The 24,714-nt window shown below is 71.9% G+C and carries 22 protein-coding genes; 21 read left to right on the top strand and 1 reads right to left on the bottom strand.

Annotated elements, in window-relative coordinates; translation table 11 throughout:
* Positions 1 to 31 precede the first annotated feature (31 nt).
* The 14 genes from flhF to LY625_RS12020 all read left to right on the top strand — a co-directional run bounded on the left by flhF (position 32) and on the right by LY625_RS12020 (position 12,546).
* The gene (flhF, locus tag LY625_RS12085) at positions 32 to 1,603 is read left to right on the top strand and encodes a flagellar biosynthesis protein FlhF (protein ID WP_233740519.1); all 1,572 of its coding nucleotides are present in this window, start codon (positions 32 to 34) and stop codon (positions 1,601 to 1,603) included.
* A complete protein-coding gene (locus tag LY625_RS12080; RefSeq protein ID WP_233740511.1) occupies positions 1,590 to 2,462 on the top strand; it encodes a MinD/ParA family protein in 873 nt (290 codons plus the stop codon). Before flhF ends, LY625_RS12080 begins: the two co-directional genes overlap by 14 nt.
* Complete coding sequence (locus LY625_RS12075; RefSeq protein ID WP_233740510.1) at positions 2,459 to 3,211, top strand: RNA polymerase sigma factor FliA; 753 nt, start codon at positions 2,459 to 2,461, stop codon at positions 3,209 to 3,211. Before LY625_RS12080 ends, LY625_RS12075 begins: the two co-directional genes overlap by 4 nt.
* Positions 3,212 to 3,227: 16 nt before the next feature.
* Positions 3,228 to 3,620 (top strand): chemotaxis response regulator CheY, encoded by a 393-nt coding sequence (cheY, locus tag LY625_RS12070; protein ID WP_233740509.1) that lies wholly within the window; start codon positions 3,228 to 3,230, stop codon positions 3,618 to 3,620.
* Positions 3,617 to 4,222 carry a protein phosphatase CheZ gene (locus LY625_RS12065; RefSeq protein WP_233740507.1) on the top strand — a complete coding sequence of 202 codons (606 nt, stop codon included), beginning with the start codon at positions 3,617 to 3,619 and terminating at the stop codon, positions 4,220 to 4,222. Before cheY ends, LY625_RS12065 begins: the two co-directional genes overlap by 4 nt.
* 4 nt (positions 4,223 to 4,226) lie before the next feature.
* Positions 4,227 to 6,005 (top strand): chemotaxis protein CheA, encoded by a 1,779-nt coding sequence (locus LY625_RS12060; RefSeq protein WP_233740505.1) that lies wholly within the window; start codon positions 4,227 to 4,229, stop codon positions 6,003 to 6,005.
* 117 nt (positions 6,006 to 6,122) lie between these two features.
* Positions 6,123 to 6,863, top strand: a complete 741-nt coding sequence (locus tag LY625_RS12055) for a flagellar motor protein (protein WP_233740503.1) — start codon at positions 6,123 to 6,125, stop codon at positions 6,861 to 6,863.
* 1 nt (position 6,864) lies between these two features.
* Positions 6,865 to 7,818, top strand: a complete 954-nt coding sequence (gene motD, locus LY625_RS12050) for a flagellar motor protein MotD (protein ID WP_233740496.1) — start codon at positions 6,865 to 6,867, stop codon at positions 7,816 to 7,818.
* Position 7,819: 1 nt separating this feature from the next.
* Positions 7,820 to 8,593: a ParA family protein gene (locus LY625_RS12045; RefSeq protein ID WP_233740491.1), complete on the top strand. Its 774-nt coding sequence runs from the start codon at positions 7,820 to 7,822 to the stop codon at positions 8,591 to 8,593.
* Complete coding sequence (locus tag LY625_RS12040) at positions 8,590 to 9,267, top strand: chemotaxis protein CheW (RefSeq protein WP_233740490.1); 678 nt, start codon at positions 8,590 to 8,592, stop codon at positions 9,265 to 9,267. The genes LY625_RS12045 and LY625_RS12040 overlap by 4 nt, the downstream gene beginning before the upstream one ends.
* 75 nt (positions 9,268 to 9,342) lie before the next feature.
* A complete protein-coding gene (locus tag LY625_RS12035; protein ID WP_233740486.1) occupies positions 9,343 to 9,666 on the top strand; it encodes an STAS domain-containing protein in 324 nt (107 codons plus the stop codon).
* Complete coding sequence (locus tag LY625_RS12030) at positions 9,663 to 10,028, top strand: response regulator (protein WP_233740484.1); 366 nt, start codon at positions 9,663 to 9,665, stop codon at positions 10,026 to 10,028. Before LY625_RS12035 ends, LY625_RS12030 begins: the two co-directional genes overlap by 4 nt.
* Before the next feature lie 13 nt (positions 10,029 to 10,041).
* On the top strand, positions 10,042 to 12,012 hold the full coding sequence (locus tag LY625_RS12025; protein ID WP_233740482.1) for a chemotaxis protein CheW: 1,971 nt from the start codon (positions 10,042 to 10,044) through the stop codon (positions 12,010 to 12,012).
* A 27-nt stretch (positions 12,013 to 12,039) separates the two neighbouring features.
* Positions 12,040 to 12,546, top strand: coding sequence for a chemotaxis protein CheW (locus LY625_RS12020; RefSeq protein ID WP_233740474.1), 507 nt, complete (start codon positions 12,040 to 12,042; stop codon positions 12,544 to 12,546).
* A gap of 242 nt (positions 12,547 to 12,788) precedes the next feature.
* On the opposite strand, the gene LY625_RS12015 is transcribed toward LY625_RS12020, so the two are convergent.
* The gene (locus LY625_RS12015) at positions 12,789 to 13,088 is read right to left on the bottom strand and encodes an energy transducer TonB (RefSeq protein ID WP_233740448.1); all 300 of its coding nucleotides are present in this window, start codon (positions 13,086 to 13,088) and stop codon (positions 12,789 to 12,791) included.
* 206 nt (positions 13,089 to 13,294) lie between these two features.
* Between LY625_RS12015 and LY625_RS13450 the strand changes: the two genes are divergently transcribed.
* The 7 genes from LY625_RS13450 to LY625_RS11975 all read left to right on the top strand — a co-directional run bounded on the left by LY625_RS13450 (position 13,295) and on the right by LY625_RS11975 (position 24,666).
* Positions 13,295 to 15,949, top strand: coding sequence for a methyl-accepting chemotaxis protein (locus LY625_RS13450; RefSeq protein ID WP_305067675.1), 2,655 nt, complete (start codon positions 13,295 to 13,297; stop codon positions 15,947 to 15,949).
* Positions 15,950 to 16,163: 214 nt separating this feature from the next.
* Positions 16,164 to 18,425: a methyl-accepting chemotaxis protein gene (locus LY625_RS13445; RefSeq protein WP_343223491.1), complete on the top strand. Its 2,262-nt coding sequence runs from the start codon at positions 16,164 to 16,166 to the stop codon at positions 18,423 to 18,425.
* A gap of 156 nt (positions 18,426 to 18,581) precedes the next feature.
* The gene (locus tag LY625_RS11995) at positions 18,582 to 20,846 is read left to right on the top strand and encodes a methyl-accepting chemotaxis protein (protein WP_233740446.1); all 2,265 of its coding nucleotides are present in this window, start codon (positions 18,582 to 18,584) and stop codon (positions 20,844 to 20,846) included.
* On the top strand, positions 20,843 to 21,733 hold the full coding sequence (locus LY625_RS11990; RefSeq protein WP_233740445.1) for a CheR family methyltransferase: 891 nt from the start codon (positions 20,843 to 20,845) through the stop codon (positions 21,731 to 21,733). Before LY625_RS11995 ends, LY625_RS11990 begins: the two co-directional genes overlap by 4 nt.
* Positions 21,730 to 22,338, top strand: a complete 609-nt coding sequence (cheD, locus tag LY625_RS11985; protein WP_233740444.1) for a chemoreceptor glutamine deamidase CheD — start codon at positions 21,730 to 21,732, stop codon at positions 22,336 to 22,338. Before LY625_RS11990 ends, cheD begins: the two co-directional genes overlap by 4 nt.
* Positions 22,339 to 22,367: 29 nt before the next feature.
* Entirely contained in the window at positions 22,368 to 23,447 is a 1,080-nt protein-coding gene (locus LY625_RS11980; RefSeq protein ID WP_233740443.1) for a chemotaxis response regulator protein-glutamate methylesterase, read from the top strand.
* A 55-nt stretch (positions 23,448 to 23,502) separates the two neighbouring features.
* Entirely contained in the window at positions 23,503 to 24,666 is a 1,164-nt protein-coding gene (locus LY625_RS11975; protein ID WP_233740442.1) for a methyl-accepting chemotaxis protein, read from the top strand.
* Positions 24,667 to 24,714: the final 48 nt, after the last annotated feature.

Below are 24,714 nucleotides of genomic sequence, written 5' to 3'. Positions count from 1 at the left end.
ACGAACAGCACGAACGGATGAGCAGCCAGGCATGAGAATCAAACGCTTCATCGCCCCCGACATGCGTACCGCCCTGCGCATGGTGCGCGAAGACCAGGGTGCCGACGCGGTGATCCTGTCCAACCGTCCGGTCGCCCAGGGCATCGAGGTGGTCGCGGCCACCGACTACGACGAGGTGCTGGTCCAGCAGGCCCTGCGCACCGCCGCCACGCCGCGTGCCGCGGCCGCGCAGCCCGACGCGGAAGCCAAGGCCGCCAGTGAGACACCGTCGGCGGCGGACGCAGCACCGGCCCCGGCGCCGTCGGTCCGCGACACCCTGGCCACCCGCGCCCGCGCGGTGTTCCGCCTCGGCGAAGCCCGCGCCCGCTCCGCCGAGGAGCCCACCCTCGCCGACCTCACCCAAGAGCCCGCTGCACCCGTCGCCCGGGTCGCCGCTGCCCCGGATGCCCAAGCCCCGTCTTCCAGCATGGAAGCCGCCCCCCAGGCCACGGCCCCCGCCAGCCCCGCCCCCTCGCGTTTCGAAGCGATGATGAGCGCGCTGGCCGACCCCGACGCCGCCGACCACCTGATCGCCGCCGCCAACGGCGCCACGACCAGCGCCGCTAGCACCGTCACCGCGGACAGCGCGCACCCGCCCGCCACGGAATCCCGGGAACCCGCGCGCCCCACGCCGACGCTGCGCGCGGTGCCCGACCCCGCCCCGGAGATGGTCGCGCTACGCACCGAACTGTCGGACATGCGCAAGCTGATCGAGCAGCAGGTCGGCCAACTCGCCCTGGAACGCCTGCGCGGCTCCCCGGCGCGCGCCACCGCCTACGACCTGCTCGTCGGCTACGGCTGCGACGAGTCGCTGGCGCAGCAGGTCGCCTCGCGCCTGGACCCGGCGCTGGATCCCGAGCGCATCCACCCACCGATGCTCGCCGAGCTGGCCCGCACCCTGACCGTGATCCGCAGTGAGCCGATCGACGACGGCGGGGTGATCGCCCTGGTCGGTCCGACCGGCGCCGGCAAGACCACCACGGTGGCCAAGCTCGCCGCCCGCTTCGCCGCGCGCCACCGCGCCCGCGACGTCGCAATGGTCACCACCGACATCGAGCGCATCGGCGCCCGCGAGCAGCTGCACGCCCACGGCCGCCGGCTCGGCATCACCGTGTGCGAGGCCGACGGCCCCGAAGCCCTGGCCGGGACCCTGGAGCAGTTGCAGGACTACCCGCTGGTGCTGGTCGATACCGCCGGCTACGGCCCGCGCGACCGCGCCCTGCTCGGCCAGGTCACCTGGCTGCGTGCCACCGGCAACCTGCGCAGCCTGCTGGTGCTGCCGGCCAACGCCCATCCGCACGACATGAACGAGGTCGTGCGCCGCTACCGCATGGCCGCGCCCGAGGGCGTGGTGCTGACCAAGACCGACGAGACCGGGCGCCTGGGCGCGGCAGTGTCGATGCTGGTCCGCAACGGCCTGGGACTGGCCTACACCACCTGCGGACAGCGGGTTCCCGGCGACCTGGAGGCGGCCAGCGCCTCCGGCCTGGTGCTGCAACTGGAGAAACTGCGTCGTGCTGCCGATAACCCCCTTGTCACCGAGGACCGTCATGTCTCTGCCTGATCCCGCCATCGCCGTTCCGGCCGCCGCGGCGCCCGCGAGTCCGCCGGTGCGGGTCATCGCCGTGGCCAGCGGAAAGGGCGGCGTGGGCAAGACCAATGTCTCGGTCAACCTCGCCATGGCCCTGTGCAACGCCGGCCAGCGCACCCTGCTGCTGGACACCGATCTGGGCCTGGCCAACATCGACGTGCTGCTGGGCCTGTCGCCGCGCTTCACCCTGGCCGACGTGTTCGCCGGGCGCTGCGAGCTGCGCGACACCCTGATCAAGGGGCCCGCCGGCATGTGGGTAGTGCCGGCCGCGTCCGGCAAGCGCCACATGACCGAGCTCACCCCGGCCGAGCACGTCGGCCTGGTGCACGCCTTCAGCCAGCTGGACGTGCCGCTGGAGGCGATGGTGATCGACACCGCGGCGGGCATCGCCGACGGCGTGCTGACCTTCTGCCAGGCCGCGCAGGACGTGGTGGTGGTGGTCTGCGACGAGCCGGCCTCGGTGACCGATGCCTACGCGCTGATCAAGGTGCTCAGCCGCGACCGCGGCGTGCGCCGGGTGCAGATCCTGGCCAACCAGATCCACCACCCCAACGAGGGCAGGGCGCTGTTCGCCAAGCTCGAGCGGGTGACCGCGCGCTTCCTCGACGTGACCCTCAACTACCTGGGCGCGGTGCCGCGCGACGAATGGCTGCGCCGGGCCGTGCAGCGCCAGGAGGCGGTGGTGGAGGCCTTCCCCTCCAGCCCGTCGGCCCGGGCCTTCGCCGACATCGCCCGGCGCGCGCGCCAGTGGCAGTCGCCGCCGGGCACGCGCGGGCACATCGAGTTCTTCGCCGAGCGGCTGGTCGTCCAGCCGGGGAGCGCGGTGGCATGAGCATCGCGACCGCCGCCTACCGGGCCAGCCAGCCCCGCGACGACGCCGCGACCGTGGTCGAGCGCCACGGCGAGCTGGTCCGCCGCATCGCCCACCACTTGGCCGCGCGGCTGCCGGCCAGTGTCGAGATCGACGACCTGGTGCAGGCCGGCATGCTCGGCCTGATCGACGCCGCGCGGAACTTCCAGGACGACCAGGGCGCGACCTTCGAGACCTACGCCTCGATCCGCATCCGCGGCTCGATGATCGACGAGATCCGCCGCGGCGACTGGGTGCCGCGCTCGGTGCACCGCAAGTACCGCGACGTGGTCGCCGCCACCCGCGCGGTCGAACAGCGGACCGGTCGCGCCGCCACCGCCTCGCAGGTCGCCGCCGAGCTGGAAGTCCCGCTCGACGAGTACTACCGCATGCTCGAGGAGTCCGCCCGCGGCCAGCTGGTCAGCCTGGAGGCGCTGACCGAGGACCATGACGGCGAACCGCGGGTCCCGGGCGACGACCACGCCACGCCGCTGCGCGCAGCCGAGCACGACAACTTCCGCGAGTGCCTGGGCGAGTCCATCGGACAGCTGCCCGAGCGCGAGCAACTGGTCCTGTCGCTCTACTACGAGCAGGAAATGAACCTTCGCGAGATCGGCGCGGTGCTGTCGATCAGCGAATCACGCGTCTGCCAGATCCACGGCCAGGCCATGCTCCGGCTGCGGGCGCGGCTGGGCGACTGGCGCGGAACCATCATGCACGACCCGCACTGAGGCCCCTTCCGAATCCATGGACAAGAACATCCGCATCCTCATCGTCGACGACTTCTCGACGATGCGGCGCATCGTCAAGAACCTGCTCAACGACCTGGGCTTCACCAACACCGCGGAGGCCGACGACGGCACCACCGCGCTGGCCGAGCTGGGCAAGGCCAGCTTCGACCTGGTGATCACCGACTGGAACATGCCGGGCATGCCGGGCATCGACCTGCTGCGGGCGATCCGCGCCGACGCCGCGATGAAGACGCTGCCGGTGCTGATGGTTACCGCCGAGGCCAAGCGCGAGCAGATCATCGAGGCCGCCCAGGCCGGGGTGAACGGCTACGTCATCAAGCCGTTCACCGCCGCCACGCTCAACGACAAGCTGGCCAAGATCTTCGAGCGGCTGGGGACCACGGCGTGAACGCCGGCCTCGACCGCGACGCGCTCGCACGGCACCTGATGGCCGCGCTCGCCGCGCTGGAGCACGACGACGAGGCAGGGTGGCGCCGCAACGTCGACGAGTTGATCCAGTGGCGCGCGCAGCCGCTGGTCCAGGGCATCACCCGGCTCGCCCGTGAGCTGGAGCAGGCGCTGCTGGGCGAAGCTTCCTCGCCGTCGGGCACCTCGCTGCCGGAGGCCTGCGCGCGCCTGGAGCACGTGGTCGCGCTGACCGAGAACGCCAGCATGCGCACCCTGGACCTGGTCGACGAATGCAGCACCCTGCTGCGCGCGATCGAACCGGCCAGCAACGAGCAGGCCGCGCTGGTGGCCGGCGTCCGCAGCCGGCTGTCGGAGCTGACCGCCACCCAGGGCTACCAGGACCTTACCGGGCAGATCATCCTGCGCGTGGTAGCGCTGGTGCGCACCGTGCACGCCGGGCTGGGCGAGATGATCGGCGAGGCCGAGGCCCCGCTGCGCCTGCCGGCCGACCCCCGCGGCCACGGCCCGGCGGTGGCCGGCCTGGATGCCGAGCCGGCTTCCCAGGACGAGGCCAACCGGCTGCTGTCCTCGCTGGGGATCTGAGGCGGTGGACACCGGCAGCGACATCTGCGCCGACTTCCTGGTCGAAGCGCGCGAGATCCTCGACCAGCTCGGCGAGCAGATGGTCGTGCTCGAGCATTCGCCCGGCGACAGCGAAGGGCTCAACGCGGTGTTCCGCGGCTTCCACACCATCAAGGGCGGCGCTGGATTCCTCGACTTCGCCCCGATGGTCAAGCTCTGCCACGCCTTCGAGGACCGCCTGAACCTGGCCCGCGACGGCACCCGGCCGCTGGATCCGGTGGCTTTCGACGGTGCCCAGCAGGCGATCGACCTGCTGGTGGACATGCTCGATGCGATCACCGCCGGCGAGCCGCTGCCGGAAGCGCCCCGGGAACTGATCGACAGCCTGCATCCGCAGGCGGTGCCTGCCCCCGCGGCGGTGGCCCCCGACCCGGCCGCGGACCTGGTCGGCGGCGACCTGGACGAGCTCGATTTCGACGCGCTGCTCGACAGCCTGCATGGCGCCGGCGGGGTTCCCGGCGCCGCCGCGGAGGCGCCGGCGCCCGCTCCGGCAGCGGCAGCATCGCCATCGCCATCACCCGCCCCCGCGCCGGCGAAGAAGCCCGCCGCCGCCCGCCCGGCCGTTGCCCCGGAGGAACAGACCGTCCGGGTCGACGTCCGCCGCCTGGACGCGATGGTCAACCTGGTCGGCGAGATGGTGCTCGCGCGCAACCGCCTGAAGAGCATCCGCGTCCGCCTCGGCGACGAGCAGCTCGACCGCGCCGTGGCCGCGCTGGATGCGACCACCTCGCGCCTGCAGTCGGCGGTGATGACCGCGCGCATGCAGCCGGTCGGCCGGGTGTTCGCCCGCTTCCCGAAACTCACCCGCGACGTCGCCCGGCAGCTGAGCAAGAAGGTCGAGCTGGAAGTGCTGGGCGCGGACACCGAGCTCGACCGCAACCTGGTCGAGGCACTCGCCGACCCGCTGGTGCACCTGGTCCGCAACGCGATCGACCACGGCATCGAGGCACCGGAGCAGCGCCGCCTGGCCGGCAAGCCCGAACAGGGCGTGGTGCGGCTGTCGGCCCAGCAGGAGGGCGACCACGTGGCGATCGAGGTCCGCGACGACGGCGCCGGCATCGATTCCGAGCGGATCCGCGACAGCGCCATCCGCAAGGGGCTGGTGGACGCCGACGCCGCCGCGCGGATGTCGCCGGAGGAAAGCCTGCAGTTGCTGTTCCTGCCCGGCTTCTCGACCCGCAGCGAGGTCAGCGACCTGTCCGGCCGCGGGGTCGGCATGGACGTGGTGCAGAGCCGGATCCGGGAGCTGTCCGGGCAGGTGCAGATCCAGTCCGAGCCCGGCGCCGGCAGCCGCTTCGTCATCCGCGTGCCGCTGACCCTGGCGATCCTGCCGACCCTGCTGGTGGAGATCGCCGGCGACGTCTATGCGCTGCCGCTGGTGCGGGTGATCGAAGTGCTGCCGCACCGGCCGGCCGGCACCCCGATGACCATCGACGGCCAGCCGGTGCTGGACCTGCGCCAGCAACCGCTCCCGCTGCTCGACCTGCGCCGCTGGCTGGGACTGGAAGGGGACCGGGCCGGCGAGCGTACCGCGGTGGTCCTGCAGTCCGGCGAGCAGCGCTACTGCCTGGTGGTCGACCGCGTGCGCGGCCGCGAGGAGGTGGTGATCAAGGCCCTGCCGCGCAGCCTGCGCGGCCTGGACGGCTACGCCGGCGCCAGCCTGATCGGTGACGGCCGCATGGCCCTGATCCTCGACGTCGACACCCTCTACCGCAGCGGCCTGGCCCCCGCACGCGCCGCCTGACCAACGTAGCCCGGGTAATGGCCCAGGCCGCACCCGGGACGCGGCCCCCGGCCGCGTCCGACACCCACAACACCCACCCCACTCAAGCATCCCTCCCCCGGACCGATATCGAAGGCAATGGACAAGCTCACCGCAATCGGCAGCGCACTGGCCCTGGTGGCCCTGGTTGGCGGCAGCGTGCTCAAGGGCGCGGGGCTGTCCGGCCTGTGGTCGCCGGCCGCGTTCGTGATCGTGATCCTCGGCACCATCGCCGCGGTGCTGATCCAGACCCCGGTGGAGACCTTCCGCCGCGCATTGAAGATCGGCCGCTGGGTGCTGCAGCCGCCGGCGACCGACCGCGCCGCGCTGATCGCCCGGATCGTGGAATGGAGCGGCACCGCCCGCCGCCAGGGCCTGCTGGGGCTGGAAGCCGAGGTCGAGGCGATCGAGGATCCGTTCCTGCGCAAGGGCCTGCAGATGGTGGTCGACGGCGTCGAGCCGGAGACCATCCGGCAGATGCTGGAGATCGACCTGGAAGGCCAGCAGCAGCGCGACCTGGCCGCGGCCAAGGTGTTCGAGGGCGCCGGCATCTACGCGCCCACCCTGGGCATCGTCGGCGCGGTGCTGGGCCTGATGGCGGTGATGAAGAACCTGGCCGACCCGAGCAAGCTCGGCCACGGCATCGCGGCCGCGTTCACCGCCACCATCTACGGCATCGGCAGCGCGAACCTGGCGCTGCTGCCGGCGGCGACCAAGCTCAAGGGCATCATCAACCGCCAGGGCACCGACCGGGAGATGGTCATCGAGGGCCTGGCGGCCATCGCCCAGGGCGAGAACCCGCGCAACATCGAGACCCGGCTCAACGGCTTCGGGGACTGAGATGGCCCGTCGCAGGCACCACGAGGAGCACACCAACGCCGAGGCATGGGCGATCCCCTATGCCGACCTTATGACGCTGCTGCTGGCCTTCTTCGTGGTGATGTACGCGATCTCCTCGGTCAACGAGGGCAAGTACCGGGTGCTGGCCGACTCGCTGTCCTCGGCCTTCGGCGGCCCGCCGCGCACCATCAGCCCGATCCAGCTCGGCCAGACCCAGCTGCGCGGCTCGGCCTTCGACCGCCCCTCCATCCAGACCGCCGCGGCCAAGGCCGGCCCCGCCGCCGCGACCCCGGTCAACGCCCCGCGCATGCTGCAGGTGCTGGACATGCCGACGCTCGGCCGCCAGCCGCAGATCGCCGAGGCGCATGCCGCGCAGCTGCAGGCCGCGGGACGGCGCCGGAACGAACTGCAGGTGCTCGGCCGGCGCATCCAGGACGCGCTGTCGGAGCTGGTGCGCGAGAAGCTGGTGACGGTGCGCCGCGGGCCGGATTTCCTCGAGGTGGAAATCAACAGCGACATCCTGTTCGCCAGCGGCGTGGCGGTGCCCGGTCCGGTCGCGGTGGAGACCATCCGCCGGCTGGCGAACGTGCTGCGCGACGAACCCAATGCGGTCCGGGTCGAGGGCTACACCGACGACGTGCCGATCGCCAACGCCCGCTTCCCGTCCAACTGGGAACTGTCGGCGGCGCGCTCGGCCAGCGTGGTGCATGAGCTGGTGGATGCCGGCGTGGCACCCGGGCGACTGGCCATGGTCGGCTACGGCGAGCACCAGCCGGTCGCCGGCAACGACACGCCGGAAGGCCGCAACGCCAACCGCCGGGTGCTGCTGGTGATCCTGGCCGCGCCGCAGGGGCCGGACACCGTGATCCCGCCCGGCACCCCCACCCAACCACTGGACCCGGCCACCGGCAGCGCCCTGGTGGCGCTGGCGCCGGTCACTGACGGAGCAGGCTGACATGCAGACCTGGGCAATCGCGAACCAGAAGGGCGGCGTCGGCAAGACCACCACTTCCCTGCTGCTGGCCCGTGGGCTGGCCGGCATGGAGCAGCGCGTGCTGCTGGTCGACCTGGACCCGCACGCCTCGCTGACCCGGGCCTTCGGCATTCCCACCGACCCGGCGCCTCCCGGCACCCACGACATCTTCTCCGAGCTGGGCGGCGCGGACCTGACCAGCCTGGCGCGGCGCACCGCGATAACCGGCCTGCTGATGGTCCCCGCGCAGCCGGCGCTGGCCACCCTGGAGCGCCGCGGCGCCACCCAGCCCGGCCTGGGCCTGGCGCTCGGGCGGGCGCTGCACGCGGTGCGCGGGCGCTACGACTACGTGCTGCTGGACTGCCCGCCGACCCTGGGCCTGCTGATGGTCAACGCGCTGGCCGCCGCCGACCGGCTGGTGGTGCCCAGCCAGACCGACCCCTTGGCGATGCACGGGCTGGCCGACATGTTGCGCACCGCGGAGATGGTCGAGCGCTCGCGCCGCCGGCCACTGCCACGCCACGTCATCCCGACCCTCTACGACCGCCGCACCCGCTCGGGCGTGCGCGTGCTCGACCAGTTGCACGAGCGCTACGAAGGGATCGTCTGGCCCAAGTCGATCCCGATGGACACCCGGCTGCGCGACGCGCCTTCGCTGGTCGAGGAGGAGGTCCCCACCGGCCGCGGCGCCGACGCCTATCAATCGGCCCTGCGCTGGCTGCTGGCGGTGCTGCCGCGGCAGCAGGAGGCGGCATGAACCACGCCGCCGTCGACGCCTACCTGGACGAGTTGCTGGCCCCGGTCGCGCAGGCTGCGACCACCGCCCGCGATGCCGCCAACGAGCCGCACGCCGGGCTTTCCGCGCCCATGCCGGCGGTCGCGCTGGAGCCGGCGGCCGCCCGGGTTCCCGTTCCACCGCCCATCCCCGCTCCTGCTCCCGCTCCCGTCCACGCTCCTGCCCACGTTGCCGCTCCTGTTTCCGTTCCGGCACCGGCTTGCGAGCCGGCCCCGGTCGCCGCGGCACCCCCCGCCCGCTGGTTGCGGGCCCGGCTCGGCCGCGACAGCTACGCCTTCCAGCTGCTGCGCGTGCAGGAGGTGGTGCGGGTCGCGCCGGTGGTCGCCATGCGCGGTGCCGCCGGGCACGTGCTGGGGGTGATGAACCTGCGCGGCCGCATCGTCCCGGTCACCGACCTCGCGGCCTGGCTGGGTACCGGGCGGGTGGAGCCCGACGAGCACTCGCGGATCATCGTGCTCGAGCACGGGGACGAGCTGCTGGGCGTGCTGGTCAGCGCGCTCGACGATGTCACCAGCATCGCCGCGGAGGGCATCGAGCAGCCCTTCACCGCCACCGCCCCGGGCGCGGTACTGGGCATCGCCCGCTCGATGTCCACCCCGACCGTGCTGCTGGACGCGACCGCCCTGTTCCAGTGACCGGCGCTCAAGTCCGCACGGCGGCCGCCGTTACCGGGATCGACGCCCTCCCCGGCCGCAGGACACTTCGCACCCATGGCTGACACCCCCCACCCGATCGAGCTGCAGGCGGACCTTGGCATCGAGCATGTCGCCGAGCTGCAGGCCGCGCTTGCGCCGCACCTGGCGCAGGATGGCCCGCTCGCGCTGGACGGCTCGCAGGTGCGCCGCGTGCACACCGCCGGGCTGCAGCTGCTGCACGCCTTCGTGCGCGAGCGCGCCGACGCCGGCCGCAGCACCTTTCTCGCCCAGGCCTCGCCCGCCCTGGACGAGGCCGTCCGCCTGCTGGCGCTGGACGCCAGCCTGGGCTGCCCCCGGACCCCACAGATGCACGCCAGCAATACCGGAGAAAACGCGTGAGCGCACAGCTGTTGATCGTCGACGATTCCACCTCCATGCGGCAGATGGTCGCCTTCGCCCTGTCCTCGGCCGGCTACGCCGTGCACGAGGCCGAGGACGGCCAGGCGGCGCTGGACAAGGCCAGGGGCCAGAAGTTCGACGCGGTGGTCACCGACGTCAACATGCCGCGCATGGACGGTATCGAGCTGATCCGCCAGCTGCGCCAGCTGCCCGACTACAAGTTCACCCCGCTGCTGATGCTGACCACCGAGTCGGGCAGCGACAAGAAGCAGGAAGGCCGCGCCGCCGGCGCCACCGGCTGGCTGGTCAAGCCGTTCGAGCCGGCGCAGCTGGTCGCGACCGTGGGCAAGGTGCTGGGCTGAGGGCCCGACGACGATGGACATCAGCCGCTTCCACGCCGCGTTCTTCGAGGAAAGCCGCGAAGGCCTGCAGGCCATGGAGGCCGGCCTGCTGCGCCTGGAATCGGCCGAGCCGGACCTGGACACGATCAACGTGGTCTTCCGTGCCGCCCACTCGATCAAGGGCGGCGCGGCGACCTTCGGCTTCCGTGCGGTCACCGACCTGACCCACCTGCTGGAGACCCTGCTCGACGAGGCCCGCGCCGGCACCCGCCAGCTGGATGCCCCCGCGGTCGACGCGCTGCTGGAGGCGGTCGACGTGCTGGGCAGCCTGCTGCAGGTGGCCGAGCATGGCGGCGACATCGACGGCGCGGCGCTGTCGCACGTGCAGGCCAGCCTGCAGGCCCTGCTGGACGGCACGCCCGCCGCGGTGGCCGGTGCCGGCGGCAACACCGCAGCGGACGCGGCCCCGGAGAGCTGGCGCATTGCTTTTGCCCCGGAGCCGTCGCTGTTCATGAGCGGCAACGACCCGCTGCGGATCTTCCGCGACCTGGCCGAGCACGGCGCACTGGACGCGAACGTCGATGACGCGCGGCTACCGCCGTTCAGCGAACTCGACCCCTTCGAGGCGCACCTGGCCTGGGATCTGATGCTGCCCGGTTCGGTGCCGCGCGCGGCGATCGAGGACGCCTTCGCCTGGGTCGAGGACCAGTGCGCGCTGCAGGTCGAGGCGGTGGGCGCGCCGGCCGCCACGCCCACACCGGTGTCGGCCTCGGCCGACGAGGCCATGCCTGCCGCCGCAGCCGCTGCCGACTCCGCCCGCCAGAGCGAGCAGGACAGCTCGATCCGGGTGGCCGTGTCCAAGGTCGACTCGCTGATCAACCTGGTCGGCGAACTGGTCATCACCCAGGCGATGCTGACCCAGCGCGCCGAGGACCTGGACCCGGTGGCGCACGAGTCGCTGCTGTCGGGGCTGGCCCAGCTGGAGCGCAACACCCGCGACCTGCAGGAAGCGGTGATGAGCGTGCGCATGCTGCCGGTCGAGTTCGCCTTCAGCCGCTTCCCGCGGATGGTCCGCGACCTGGCCGCGCGGCTGGACAAGAAGGTGCGCCTGCGCACCAGCGGCGAGGCCACCGAGCTGGACAAGGGCGTGATCGAGAAGATCGTCGACCCGCTGGTGCACCTGGTGCGCAACGCCATCGACCACGGCCTGGAGCCCCCGGCCGAGCGCCGCGCGGCCGGCAAGGACGAGACCGGCACGGTCACCCTCAACGCCACCCACCAGGGCGGGCACATCGTGATCGAGGTGGGCGATGACGGCCGCGGCATGGACCGTGACCGGATCCTCGCCAAGGCCGCCGAGCGCGGTTTGCAGGTGCCCGACAACCCCACCGACGCGCAGGTCTGGGACCTGGTGTTCCAGCCCGGCTTCTCCACCGCCGACGCGCTGACCGACGTCTCCGGCCGCGGGGTCGGCATGGACGTGGTCAAGAGCAACATCCTCGCCCTGGGCGGCGCGGTCGAGGTGCGCAGCACCCGCGGCGCGGGCAGCACCGTGGTGGTGCGGCTGCCGCTGACCCTGGCGATCCTCGACGGCATGAGCGTGGCGGTGGGCGAGGAGGTCTTCATCGTCCCACTGAACATGGTCATCGAGTCGCTGCAGCCCGAGGCCGGGCAGATCCGCACCATCGCCGGCGACACCCGGGTGCTGCGGATGCGCGATGACTACGTGCCGCTGGTCAACCTGCGCGAGCAGTTCCGCCTGCCTTCGGCCGGCACCACCAGCGGCAACCCGATCGCCGTCGTGGTCGAGGCCGACGGCCGCCGCATGGCACTGGAGGTCGACGACCTGCTCGGCCAGCAGCAGGTCGTGGTCAAGAACCTTGAAACCAACTACCGCCGCATCCCCGGCGTGTCCGGCGCGACCATCCTCGGCGATGGCCGGGTCGCGCTGATCGTCGATGCCGGCAGCCTCGGCAGCACCCTGACACTGCCCGCCGCGGCCTGAGCCCCTGACTCCCCGAGGTCCGATCCCATGAGCATTTCCACTACCGATACCGCCACCGGCACCGAGGCCGCCGGCAGCGCCGAGTTCCTCACCTTCGCCCTAGGCGAGGAGGAGTACGGCGTCGACATCCTCAAGGTGCAGGAGATCCGCGGCTACGACTCGGTCACCCGCCTGCCCGACGCCCCCGACTACATCAAGGGCGTGATCAACCTGCGCGGCACCATCGTGCCGGTGGTCGACATGCGCCTGAAGTTCCGCCTGCCCCGGGCCGACTACACCGCGGTGACGGTGATGATCGTGCTCAACGTCGGCGACCGGGTGGTGGGCATGGTGGTCGACAGCGTGTCCGACGTGGTCCGCCTGAGCGCCGAGCAGATGCGCGCGGTGCCGGAAATCGGCGCCACCATCGACCGCCAGTTCCTCACCGGCATCGGCACGCTGGACGAGCGGATGCTGATCCTGCTGGACATCGAGCGGCTGATGACCAGCAGCGAGATGGGGCTGGTGGCGGCGGCGGTGACGGCGGCTGCCTGAGAGCCGGGGATGAGAAACGAGTGAAGAGGAGTGAGGAACGAGTAAAGGCAAGAGCAGAGGCACCGTCCGCTTCTACTCACTCCTCACTCCTCTTCACTCACTCCCCGCTTTCACTCGTTCCTCGTTCCTCTCCACTCGTTCCTCATCCCCGCCACAAGCCCGCCCCCGGGCCGATGGCCGCAAACTCCAAACAAAAAAACGCGCCCCAAAGGGCGCGTTTTGCGTCGCAATTCAGCGGGATCCTAAAGTGTAAAGTCCAGCCGCACCTTCCCGCGACCGCCGCCGGGGGCGAACTCCCACTGCTTGACCGCGCGCACCGCGGCGGACTCGAACACGCGCGAGGGCTTGGCGTTGACCACCGAGACGCTCTCGACCTTGCCGTCGGCGGAGACGCTGAACTCGACTTCGACGAAGCCTTCGGTGCCGGCGCGGGCGGCGTCGGCGGGGTACTGCGGCTCGACGCGCTTGGTCGGGGTCAGGCTGGCGTGTGCCGGGAAGGCCATCGCCAGGGCAAGCAGGGCGGGAACGAGGACGCGGGACATGGGGAGGACTCCTGGGTTCGACCGGTGGTGCCGGGATGCGGGAAACGGGGCGGACAGGCCGCCTGTTTCCGGAATCGGCCGGCAGCCGGCGTTCTTTAACCCGCGGCTGGAAGCTGTGAACCCGGTCACGCCCGGATTCATCGACGATTAAAGATCGCGGCGCTCCGGCCGATGCCGCGGGGGACCCACCCTGATCCGAGGCCACGATGTCCGCACGTTCCTCCTCCTCCCTCGCCGACCGGCTGCTGGCACCCGCCACGCGGCTGATGGCCAGCCTGCGCTTCGGCCACAAGGCGCTGGTGATCGGCGCCGCCTTCATGCTCACCTGCGGCGTCCTGGCCGGCATCCTGGTGGTCCGTTCCAACACCGAGATCCAGGCGGTCGAGCGCCAGCGCAGCGCCGTGCAGGGCCTGTCGCACCTGCAGCAGTCGATGCTGTCCATGCAGGCCCACCGGCAGAAGCAGGTCCGCCTCGCCGCCGGCAGCAACGTGCCGGCCGACGAGCTTGCCGCCGAGGCTGCCAATGCCAGCCGCCAGCTCGAGGCCGCCGCCCGCTGGGCCGCCGGACGCATCGGCGATGCAAGCCTGGCAAGCGCCTTCAAGGACGCCGGCGCGGCCTGGGCCACGGCCGCGGCCGACAGTTCCAGTTCGGCCACCGACGAGGCGATCGAGCAGGTCAGCGGCTTGATGAACCTGGTCGCCGAACGCACCGGCCTGTCGCACTCGCAGGAGCCGACGGTGCTGTACATGGGGCGCGCGGCGAGTGACTGGCTGCCGACCCTGGCCGAGTACACCGCCCAGCAGGGCGTGGTCGGCCTGCGGGTGCTGGGCGAAGGCGCGATCTGGGTCGAGGACCGCACCGGCCTGGCGATCTCGCGCACGATGCAGGATTTCCTGCGCTCGCGCATCGAGCTCGAGCTGGCCAACGCCGAGCAGCGGATGCCGGTGCTGGGCGCCACCGGCGGCAAGCCGGTGCGCACCGCGCTGGAGGCGATGGGCAAGCAGAACGACGCGATCACCACCCACATCCTCGAGGCCGACATGCCCGAGCTGCCGGTGGAAACCCTGGCCGCCCGCGAGCACGCCACCCACCTGGCGATGAGCGCGGCGATGATGGGCAGCCTGCATGCGCTGGACGCCGCCGCCGCCGCGCAGCTGTCCTCGCTGAAGACCACCGCCAACATCACCTGGCTGGTTGTGATCCTGGTGCTGCTGGTCGCCGGTTATCTGTTCCTGGGTTTCACCCGCAGCACCCGTGCCTCGCTGCACACCATCCAGACCGCCGCCGAGTCGATCGCCGCCGGCGAGTTCCCCGACGAGGTGCGCACCGGCAGCCAGGACGAGCTGCGCGACATCGCCCGCGGGCTGCAGCGCGCGGTCATCGCCCTGCGCTCCTTCGCCGCCGCCCAGCGCAAGGTCTACGACGCGCACGAGGCCGGCGACATCCACGAGCGCCTGGACACCGCTTCCTTCCCCGGCGCCTACGGGACGATGGCCGAGGAGATCAACACCCTGGTCGAGTCGCACATCGACCTGACCCGCCAGACCATCGAGATCGTCGGCGACTACGCCCGCGGCGACCTGTCCCGCGACATCGCCCGCCTGCCCGGCACCAAGGCCGAGGTCACCGCTGCGGTGGACGCGGTCAAGGCCGGCAACCAGGCCGTCACCGCCGAGATCCGCATGCTGGTGGAAGCCGCCGTGGCCGGCGACTTCAGCCAGCGCGGCGACGCCGGGCGCTTCGAGTTCATCTACAGGGAGATGATCGAAGGACTCAACGAGCTGATGGCCAGCGCCGACCGCGGCCTGGACGAGGTCGGCGTGCTGCTGGCGGCGATGGCCGAGGGCGACCTCACCCGCCGTGCCGAGGCCGGCCTGCCGGGCCGCTTCGGCAAGCTGGTCGGCGATGCCAACCACACCGTCGAGCGCCTGGCCGACATCGTCGGCCGGATCCGCAAGGGCAGCGATTCGATCAGCGCCGCCGCCGGGGAGATCTCCTCGGGCAACAACGACCTCTCGCGCCGCACCGAGCAGCAGGCCGCTTCGCTGGAGGAAACCGCCTCCTCGATGGAGGAGCTGACCTCCACCGTGCAGCACAACGCCGACAACGCCCGCCAGGCCAACCAGCTGGCGCGCGGCGCGGCCGATGTCGCCACCCAGGGCGGCGAGGTGGTCGGCCAGGTGGTGCAGACCATGAGCGGCATCAACGAGGCCTCGCGCAAGATCGTCGACATCATCGGGGTGATCGACGGCATCGCCTTCCAGACCAACATCCTGGCGCTCAACGCCGCGGTCGAGGCGGCGCGAGCCGGCGAACAGGGCCGCGGCTTCGCGGTGGTCGCCTCCGAGGTACGCTCGCTGGCGCAGCGCTCGGCCGCCGCCGCCAAGGAGATCAAGGTGCTGATCGACGACTCGGTCGCCAAGGTCGACGACGGCAGCACCCTGGTCAACCGCGCCGGCACCACCATGGGCGAGATCGTCGCCAGCGTGAACCGGGTCGCCGAGATTATCGCCGAAATCAGCGCCGCCTCCGCCGAGCAGAGCAGCGGCATCGAGCAGGTCAGCCAGGCCATCACCCACATGGACGAGGGCACCCAGCAGAACGCCGCGCTGGTGGAGCAGGCCTCCGCCGCCGCCCGCTCGCTGGAGCAGCAGTCCTCGGTGCTGGTGGAAACCGTCGCGGCGTTCCGCCTCGCCGACGCGTTCAATGCCGAGCTCGAGCGGATCGGTGCACAGGCGACCGCCGGGCACTCCACGGAGGCGCCGCCTGCCCCGCGCACGGAAAGCCAGCCGGCTCCCCGCCGCCCGCTGCCGCGCCCGAAGGCGGTCGCCAGCAACGACCAGGAGTGGCAGGAGTTCTAGGCCGCGATCCTGCGGAAAACCAGGGGCGCGCCGGAAACGGCGCGCCTTTTTTTGTTCGTCCTGACCCAGGTCTAGCCAGGGCACAACAGTTCAGGAAAGCCAACCGCCGGTCCCGAAGTTGGCCGCGGAGCCGCCGTTAACGGGAATGCAGCGAACGATGCCGCTCCGGCCTGGAGTGCAAGCCGCTGCGCGCGATTTCCTTCTGGAGCTTCCTGTGACCGGTTTCATCCACAACTATCGAGTCGGCACCCGCCTGGGCGCTGCGTTTGGTCTTTTGCTTGTGTTCCTGATCGCCCTGGGGGCGGTTGCGCTGGCCAAGCTGGCGGGCATGAAGGCCGACCTGGACGAGATCTCCCTCGACAACAACATCAAGACAAGCAAGATCGAGATCATGTTCGACCGTACCGCCGCGGTCGCCGTGTTGGTACGCGACATCGCGTTGATGGATGACGCGACCTATGCCCGCGGGCGGCGGGAGATCCTGGATTCGCTGCGCGCCGACTACGAGGCCGCCTGGAGCGAGCTGGACGCGATGCCGACCGACGTCCAGGGCCGTGCGCTGCGCGACCGGATACTGGAGGCCCGCAACGAGGCCATGCCGGCCAACGACGAAGTGCTGCGACTGGCCATGCAGCAACTCGACGACGAAGCGAAGGCCGTGCTGCTGGACCAGGCCGCGCCGGCGATCGAACGCTGGCAGCAGGCGCTGCGCGAGAACCTGGCCCTGCAATCGGTCCAGAACGAAGAAGCCTATGCGCATGCGCTGGAGAGCTATCAAAGCGCCCGTCTCCAGATGCTGGGCATCATCGCCTTCGCCCTGTTCGCCAGCGCGCTGCTGGCCTGGCTGATCACCCGCAGCCTGACGCGCCCGCTTGGCGAGGCCACCGTGGTCGCGCGCGATATCGCGCAGGGCAAGCTCGACGGGACGATCCTGACGCAGGGCCGCGACGAAGTGGCGACCTTGCTGCTGTCCATGCGCCAGATGCAGGCGCAGCTCCAGTCCTTCGCCGACGCCCAGGCCGAGATCGCCGCCCGCCACGAAGCGGGGGAAATCGACCATCGCATTCCCGCCGACCGTTTCCCCGGCGCCTACGGACGCATGGCCGAGCAGGTCAATGAACTGGCCGGATCGCACATTGCCGCGGTGGCTGCCGTGTCCGAGTTCGTCGCGGAGTACGCGCGCGGCGACCTCTCGCGTGATTTCCCGGAGCTTCCCGGCAAGAAGATCGCCACCACCCGTTCCGTGGCGGCCATCAAGGCCAACATGCAGGCTGCCAACGATGCCATCGGCGAGCTGGTCACGGCGGCGACCGCCGGCGACTTCAGCCGCCGTGGGGACGCCTCGCGTTTCGAGTTCACCTACCGCGACATGGTCGCCAGCCTCAACGAACTGATGGCCAGCGCCCACCGTGGCCTGGACGAGGTGGGCAGCGTGATGACCGCAGTCGCCGCCGGCGACCTGCAGCAGCGCGCCGACGAAGCCCTCCCCGGCCAGTTCGGCCGCCTGGCCGCCGATGCCAATCGCACGGTCGACAAGCTGGCACAGATCGTCGGCCAGATCCGCCAGGGCAGCGACGCGATCAATGCCGCGGCCGGCGAGATCGCCGCCGGCAACAGCGACCTGTCGCGCCGCACCGAGCAGCAGGCCGCCTCGCTGGAGGAAACCGCCTCCTCGATGGAGGAGCTGACCTCCACCGTGCAGCACAACGCCGACAACGCCCGCCAGGCCAACGAACTGGCCCGCGGCGCGGCCGAGGTGGCTGGCCAGGGCGGCGAGGTGGTGGGCGAAGTGGTCCGCACCATGGACGGCATCAACGAGGCCTCACGCCGGATCGTCGACATCATCGCGGTGATCGACGGGATCGCCTTCCAGACCAACATCCTGGCGCTCAATGCCGCGGTGGAGGCGGCGCGCGCCGGCGAGCAGGGCCGCGGCTTCGCGGTGGTCGCGAGTGAGGTGCGCTCGCTCGCGCAGCGCTCGGCGGCGGCTGCCAAGGAGATCAAGGGCCTGATCGACGATTCGGTGGCCAAGGTCGAGGACGGCAGCGCACTGGTCAACCAGGCCGGCACCACCATGGAGGAGATCGTCGCCCGGGTCGGCAAGGTCAGCGAGATCATCTCGGAGATTGCCGCCGCCTCCGCCGAGCAGAGTGCCGGCATCGAGCAGGTCAGCCAGGCGGTGGTGCACATGGACGAGGGCACCCAGCAGAACGCGGCACTGGTGGAGCAGGCTTCCGCCGCGGCGCGCGCGCTTGAGCAGCAGGCCGGGACGCTGGTGCAGACGGTGGCGGTCTTCCGGGCGGACGCGGCGAACGGCGATGCCGTCGGCTTCGAACGGCACCTGCGCGATGCCGGTGCGCTTCCGGCGACGGCCGCGCCCGCGGCGGTGGCCCGTGCCGCCCCGCCCCGCCCTCCCGCGCGCCCGGTACTGCACCGCAAGGCTGTCGGCAGCGACGCGGACTGGCAGGAATTCTGAGTTCCAGCGGCAGCAGGTCCACGGGGGCGCACCGGCAACGGTGCGCCCCCGTGCGTTGCGGGCCTCGGCTTCAGAGCCCGCACGCCCGGCCGTTAACCGGTATAGCCGCGGTCCCTCCGCGCAGAGCCCGGTTCCCCACGCCGGGTGGAGCACAGCATGCGTAGCAACCTTCCGGTCACCGGCAAGTCGATCGACCTCGACGAAACCGACCTTCTCGTCTCGGCCACGGACACCCGCGGCGTGATCCGCATGGCCAACCGCGACTTCGTCCGGCTCAGCGGATTCAGCGAGGCCGAGCTGCTCGGCCAGCCGCACAACCTCGTGCGCCACCCGGACATGCCACCGGAGGTCTTCGCCGACCTGTGGCAGACGCTGAAGGCGGGCCGGCCCTGGGTCGGCATCATCAAGAACCGGGCGAAGAACGGCGACCATTACTGGGTGCGCGGCAACGTCGCCCCGGTACACGAGGACGGGCAGCTCACCGGCTACATGTCGGTACGGCGCCGCGCCACGGCAAAGGAGATCGCACACGCCGAACGCGCCTATGCCGCCTTCCGTGCCGGGCGGGCGGGCGGGTTGCGCCTGCGCGTGGGCCGGGTCACCCGGCGTGACCGCCTGGAGGAACTCAATCCGCTGTGGCGGCTGTCCCTGCGCCAGCGGCTGCTGCTGGCGGCGCTTGGCGCGGGTGCCGGCGGGCTGGGCCTGCTGTGGCTGGCCGGCACCGGCGTGGATGCGCGGCTGCCGTGGCTGGCCGCGCTCGGGCTGGGCGCGTGTGCGCTGTACTCGGCCTGGTGGCTGGCGCGCGACGTGGTGGGCCGGCTGGAAGGCGCGGCGGGACATTTCCGCCGGATCGCCGCAGGCCACTACGACGACCCGATCGAGATCGAGCGGGACGATGAGATCGGGCGGGTGCTGCAGGGCCTGAAGGCGATGCAGGTGCGGCTGGGCTTCGAGGTGGTCGACTCGCAGCGCCGGGCGCGGGCCAGCGCGCGGATCCAGCGTGCGCTGGACGTGGCACCGGCCGCCGTGCTGGTGGCCAACCACGACCTGCAGCTGGTGTACGCCAACGACGCCGCCCACGGGCTGCTGACCCGCATCGCCGCCGATGCACGGGTAGCGGTGCCCGGCTTCGACGTCCGCCAGCTGGTCGGCGGTGACCTGGCTATGCTCCTGGCCGGCACCGGCCTGGAGCGGGCGGCACTGCAGTCACTGGACGACACCGCCGCGCACCGCCTGCAGCTGGGCAGCCGCAGCCTGGACCTGACGGTGACCCCGGTACTGGAGGCCGGAAGGCAGATCGGCGTGGTCACCGAGCTGCGCGACCGCACCGAGGCGCTGGCGATGCAGGACGAGGTCGCCGGGATCCTGCGCGCGGCCGCGGCCGGCGACTTCAGCCGGCGGATCCGGATCGACGACAAGCACGGTTTCCTGCGGGTGATCGCCGGCCACATCGACCAGCTCCTGCAGGCGACCAGTCAGAGCCTGGAAAGCATGCAGCAGGTCCTGGCGGCGCTGGCTGCAGGCGACCTGAGCCGGCGCATCGAGGCCGACATGCAGGGCGTGTTCGGGCGCATGAAGGACAGCACCAACCAGACCGTGGACCAGCTGTCGGCGATCGTGTCCGGGATCCAGGAAGGCGCCCGCGAGATCGACGCGGCCGCCGCCCGCATCGCCGGAGGCAATGCCGACCTGTCCCGCCGCACCGAGAAGCAGGCCGCCGCGCTGCAGGAAACCGCCGCCTCGCTGGAGTCGCTGACCGCCACCGTGCGCCAGACCGCCGGCAACGCGATGCAGGCCACCGAGCTGGCCCGCGGCACCGCCCAGGCGGCCGGCAACGGGGGCGAACTGACCTCCCGCGTGGTCGAGACCATGGCCGATATCGACGCCGCCTCGCGCCGGATCGTCGACATCATCGCGGTGATCGACGGCATCGCCTTCCAGACCAACATCCTGGCGCTCAACGCCGCGGTCGAGGCGGCGCGGGCCGGCGAGCAGGGCCGCGGCTTCGCCGTGGTCGCCGCCGAGGTGCGCACCCTCGCCCAGCGCTCGGCTTCCGCCGCGCGCGAGATCAAGGAGCTGATCGAGGCCTCGGTCACCACCGTCGGCAACGGCAGCCGGCTGGTAGGCGAGGCCGGTGGCGCGATCGGCGAAATCGTCGCCGGGGTGCAGCAGGTCGCCGGCCTGATCGCCGAGATCAGCGCCGCCGCGCAGGAGCAGTCCACCGGCATCGGCCAGGTCAACCAGGCGATCTCGCAGATGGACGAGGGCACCCAGCACAACGCCGCGCTGGTCGAACACGCCCGCGTGGCGGCCACCGCACTGGAGCGCCAGTCCGGGCGGCTGGTGGATTCGGTCGCGGCCTTCCGCCTGGCTGCGCCACGCGCATCGGCCGCGCGACCGGGGGCGGACCGCCGCCAATGACTGAGGTTCCCGCCCTCCCCCGCCCACTGGCGGTGCAGGACACGCGCGAGTTCGAGTTCGACGAGCGCGACTTCCGCCGCGTCGCCCGGCTGATCCACGCCCGGGCGGGCATCCACCTCAACCCGCACAAGCGCGACATGGTCTACAGCCGGCTGGCCCGGCGCGTGCGCGCGCTCGGCCTGCGGCGCTTCTGCGATTACCTGGACCGGCTGGAGTCGGCTCCGCCGGAGCCACGCGGCGGCGGGGAGTGGGAGGCGTTCACCAACGCGCTGACCACCAACCTGACCTCGTTCTTCCGCGAGGCGCACCATTTCGACAACCTCGCCGGCCACCTGCAGGCGATGCACGCCCGCCACGGCGGCCCCCTGGACGTGTGGTGCTGCGCGGCCTCGACCGGCGAGGAGCCATGGTCGATCGCCATCACCGCCTGCGAGGCTTTCGGCACCCTGGCCCCGCCGGTGCGGATCCTGGCCACCGACATCGACACCAGCGTGCTGCGCACCGCGGCCTCGGCGAGCTATCCACTGGAACGGATCGAGGCGCTGTCCGCCGAGCGGCGCCGGGCGTTCTTCCAGAAAGGCGCCGGCCCCAACGCCGGCCTGTGCCGGGTGCGCCCGGAACTGCAGGCGCTGGTGCAGTTCCGCCCGTTCAACCTGCTTGCCGGCGATTACCGCCTGCGCGGCGGCTTCGCGGCGGTGTTCTGCCGCAACGTGATGATCTACTTCGACAAGCCCACCCAGCACGCGGTGCTGGGCCGCCTGGTGCCGCTGCTGGCACCGGGCGGGCTGCTGTACGCCGGGCATTCGGAGACCTTCACCCACGCCAGCGACCTGGTCGTGCCGTGCGGCCAGACCACCTACCGCGCCGCAGCGCAGGTACCGGCATGAGCCTCGCCGCAGCACCCCCGGTGACCGAGCCGGGCAGCTACTGGGACCGGGAGCTGGGCACCCACGCCCTGCGCCTGATGCCGGCCGACTACCGGGTCAGCGACCAGCCGCTGGCGCTGGTCACCCTGCTCGGCTCGTGCGTGGCGGCCTGCCTGTACGACCCGGCGGTCGGTGTCGGCGGGATGAACCACTTCCTGCTCCCCGGCGGCACCGGCAGCGGCGACAGCGACCCGAGCGCGCGCTACGGCGTGCACGCGATGGAGCTGCTGGTCAACGACCTGCTCAAGCGCGGGGCACGGCGCCAGCGGCTGCAGGCCAAGGTGTTCGGCGGCGGCAACGTGCTCAGCGGCTTCCACCTGGATCCGGTCGGCACCCGCAACGCGCGCTTCGTGCTCCAGTACCTCGCCGCCGAGGCAATCCCGGTGGTGGCCCAGGACCTGGGCGACATCCAGGCGCGCAAGGTCTGCTTCTTCGTGCAGACCGGGCGCAGCCTGGTCAAGCGCCTGCCGCCGACCCGCGGCGACGACGAGATCGTGCGCGCGGAGCGCGCCTACCTGGGCACCCTCAGCCGCACCCCGGTGGCCGGCAGCGTGGAGCTGTTCTGATGGAGACACGGACACAAATGGACAGGGGCATGGCAAGCGGGGCCGGCGAGCGGCCGGTCCGGGTGCTGGTGGTCGACGACTCGGCGGTGATGCGCCAGCTGATGCCGGCGCTGCTGGGTGCCGATCCGCGGATCGAAGTGGTCGGCGCCGCCGCCGACGCCTACATCGCGCGCGAGAAGATCCGCCGCCTGGCGCCCGACGTGCTCACCCTGGACGTGGAAATGCCGCGGATGGACGGGCTGAGTTTCCTGCGCCAGCTGATGCGGCTGAGCCCGCTGCCGGTGGTGATGGTCTCCACGCTCACCGAGCAGGGCGCCAGCGTGACCCTGGATGCGCTCGCCTCGGGCGCGGTGGACTTCATCGCCAAGCCGCGCGTGGATTCGCCGGACGTCATGGCCGCCTACGCCGCCGAGCTGCGGGCCAAGGTGCTGGCCGCGGCCGGGGCCCGGGTACGCGCGGCGGCACCGGTGCGTCCGGACACTGCGGCGCCGGCAGCGGGCCGGCTGGCACCGGCGCGCGCCGCGGGCTTCGAGCTGGTCGCCATCGGTGCCTCCACCGGCGGTACCGAGGCGATCCGCCAGGTGCTGGCGCCGTTGCCGGCGGACATGCCACCGGTGGTGATCGCCCAGCACATCCCGGCGACCTTCAGCGCCGCCTTCGCCGAACGGCTCGATCGCCACTGCGCGCTCACCGTGACCCAGGCGACCGATGGCGAGCCGCTGCAGCGCGGGCGCGCCTATGTCGCTCCGGGCGGCCGGCACCTGCGCATCCGGCGCCAGGGTGGCGTGCTGCGCTGCGTGATCAGCGACGAGCCGGCCGCGTTCCGTCCCAGCGTCGACGCGCTGTTCGGCTCGGCCGCCGAACAGGTCGGCCGCGGGGTCGCCGCGGCGCTGCTGACCGGGATGGGCAGCGATGGCGCCCGCGGCATGCTCGCGCTGCGCCAGGCCGGGGCGCGCACCGTCGCCCAGGACCGCGCCAGCAGCGTGGTGTGGGGCATGCCCGGCGCCGCGGTGGCGCTGTCGGCGGCCTCCGACGTGGTGCCGCTGGGCGAGGTCGCCGCGTGCCTGCTGTCGCGGGTACCGGCGGCATCCACCGGCGCCGGCGACTAAAGCCGGGGCGCTTGGTGCCGTTATCACAGGTACACCGTCCCCGACGAGAGCCGCAATGGATTCCCGTGTAGTCATCCGCCTCGCCGCCCCCGTGGCGCTTACCCTCCTGGTGCTGGCCGCCCAGGTGCTCGACTGGCCCGCGGCCGCCCGGCTGGGCGCCACCGTGGCGATGGCCGCCGCCTGGCTCACCCTGGCCTGGTACCTGCACCGTCCCAGCGCCCAGTCCGCCATGGTCCGCGAGCAGAGCAAGCTGCTCGACGAGCTGCGCAGCTTCGTCAATGCCGAGGTGGACGGCTCGCGCACCGAGATCACCCGCACCCGCGAGCTGATCCGCGAGTCGGTGGCCCGGCTCGGCGGCAGCTTCGATGCCATGAACCGCCAGTCCCGCCGCCAGAGCGAGGTGGTCACCCGGATCCTCGACCGCAGCGACGTCGAGGGCGGCATGGACGTGCACCAGTTCGCCCTGCAGGCCAGCCGCAAGATGGAACAGCTGGTCGAGGCGCTGGAAGAGGTCGCCGGCCAGAGCGGCAACACGGTCACCCACATCGATGCGATGGCCGAGCATCTGGACGGCATCTTCGCCCTGCTTGAGGACGTGAAGTCGATCGCCGACCAGACCAACCTGCTGGCGCTCAACGCCGCCATCGAGGCCGCGCGCGCGGGCGAGGCGGGCCGCGGCTTCGCGGTGGTCGCCGACGAGGTGCGCAACCTGTCGGAGCGTTCGACCGCCTTCAACGAGCAGATCCGCAAGCTGGCCCACAGCTCCAAGGACGCGATCGCCAGGGTGCGCGACACCGTCACCACCATGGCCTCGCGCGACCTGGACCGCTCCCGCGGCGCCCGTGCCGAGGCGGCGGCGATGGTCGACCGCGTGGAGGGCATGAACCGCGGGCTGGATACCGGGATGCGCGAGATCGCCGGCTGCGGCCAGTCGATCGACGGCTCGGTGGCCGAGGCGGTGCGTGCGCTGCAGTTCGAGGACATCGCCACCCAGGCGCTCGGCGCGGCGACCGTGCACCTGGACCGGTTGCTGGAGATCAACCGCGAGGCCACCGCGCTGCACGAACTGCTGCACCGCGGGATCGACGACGGCGAGATGCAGCAGGCCCTGCGACGCCTGGTCGGCCGCATCGGCCAGATGCGCGGCGAATGGGAGCGCCCGCCGCACAAGCCGGTCGCGCAGCAAAGCATGGACGCCGGCAGCGTCGAGCTGTTCTGACTCGCAGCAGGCCCCACCCGGGGCCGGCGCAGGCCAACGTGCATCCGC

Source organism: Lysobacter sp. GX 14042 (assembly GCF_021390425.1).
Taxonomy (GTDB): Bacteria; Pseudomonadota; Gammaproteobacteria; order Xanthomonadales; family Xanthomonadaceae; genus Novilysobacter.
The sequence above is the reverse complement of the archived record's forward strand: the minus strand, read 5'-3'. Positions and strand labels throughout refer to the sequence as shown.

Bases quoted from the DNA above. Each gene is read 5' to 3' on its own strand.
- flhF (WP_233740519.1), top strand. From the start codon at position 32: ATGAGAATCAAACGCTTCATCGCCCCCGACATGCGTACCGCCCTGCGC.
- LY625_RS12080 (WP_233740511.1), top strand. From the start codon at position 1,590: ATGTCTCTGCCTGATCCCGCCATCGCCGTTCCGGCCGCCGCGGCGCCC.
- LY625_RS12075 (WP_233740510.1), top strand. From the start codon at position 2,459: ATGAGCATCGCGACCGCCGCCTACCGGGCCAGCCAGCCCCGCGACGAC.
- cheY (WP_233740509.1), top strand. From the start codon at position 3,228: ATGGACAAGAACATCCGCATCCTCATCGTCGACGACTTCTCGACGATG.
- LY625_RS12055 (WP_233740503.1), top strand. From the start codon at position 6,123: ATGGACAAGCTCACCGCAATCGGCAGCGCACTGGCCCTGGTGGCCCTG.
- motD (WP_233740496.1), top strand. From the start codon at position 6,865: ATGGCCCGTCGCAGGCACCACGAGGAGCACACCAACGCCGAGGCATGG.
- LY625_RS12045 (WP_233740491.1), top strand. From the start codon at position 7,820: ATGCAGACCTGGGCAATCGCGAACCAGAAGGGCGGCGTCGGCAAGACC.
- LY625_RS12040 (WP_233740490.1), top strand. From the start codon at position 8,590: ATGAACCACGCCGCCGTCGACGCCTACCTGGACGAGTTGCTGGCCCCG.
- LY625_RS12035 (WP_233740486.1), top strand. From the start codon at position 9,343: ATGGCTGACACCCCCCACCCGATCGAGCTGCAGGCGGACCTTGGCATC.
- LY625_RS12025 (WP_233740482.1), top strand. From the start codon at position 10,042: ATGGACATCAGCCGCTTCCACGCCGCGTTCTTCGAGGAAAGCCGCGAA.
- LY625_RS12020 (WP_233740474.1), top strand. From the start codon at position 12,040: ATGAGCATTTCCACTACCGATACCGCCACCGGCACCGAGGCCGCCGGC.
- LY625_RS12015 (WP_233740448.1), bottom strand. From the start codon at position 13,088: ATGTCCCGCGTCCTCGTTCCCGCCCTGCTTGCCCTGGCGATGGCCTTC.
- LY625_RS13450 (WP_305067675.1), top strand. From the start codon at position 13,295: ATGTCCGCACGTTCCTCCTCCTCCCTCGCCGACCGGCTGCTGGCACCC.
- LY625_RS11995 (WP_233740446.1), top strand. From the start codon at position 18,582: ATGCGTAGCAACCTTCCGGTCACCGGCAAGTCGATCGACCTCGACGAA.
- LY625_RS11990 (WP_233740445.1), top strand. From the start codon at position 20,843: ATGACTGAGGTTCCCGCCCTCCCCCGCCCACTGGCGGTGCAGGACACG.
- cheD (WP_233740444.1), top strand. From the start codon at position 21,730: ATGAGCCTCGCCGCAGCACCCCCGGTGACCGAGCCGGGCAGCTACTGG.
- LY625_RS11980 (WP_233740443.1), top strand. From the start codon at position 22,368: ATGGCAAGCGGGGCCGGCGAGCGGCCGGTCCGGGTGCTGGTGGTCGAC.
- LY625_RS11975 (WP_233740442.1), top strand. From the start codon at position 23,503: ATGGATTCCCGTGTAGTCATCCGCCTCGCCGCCCCCGTGGCGCTTACC.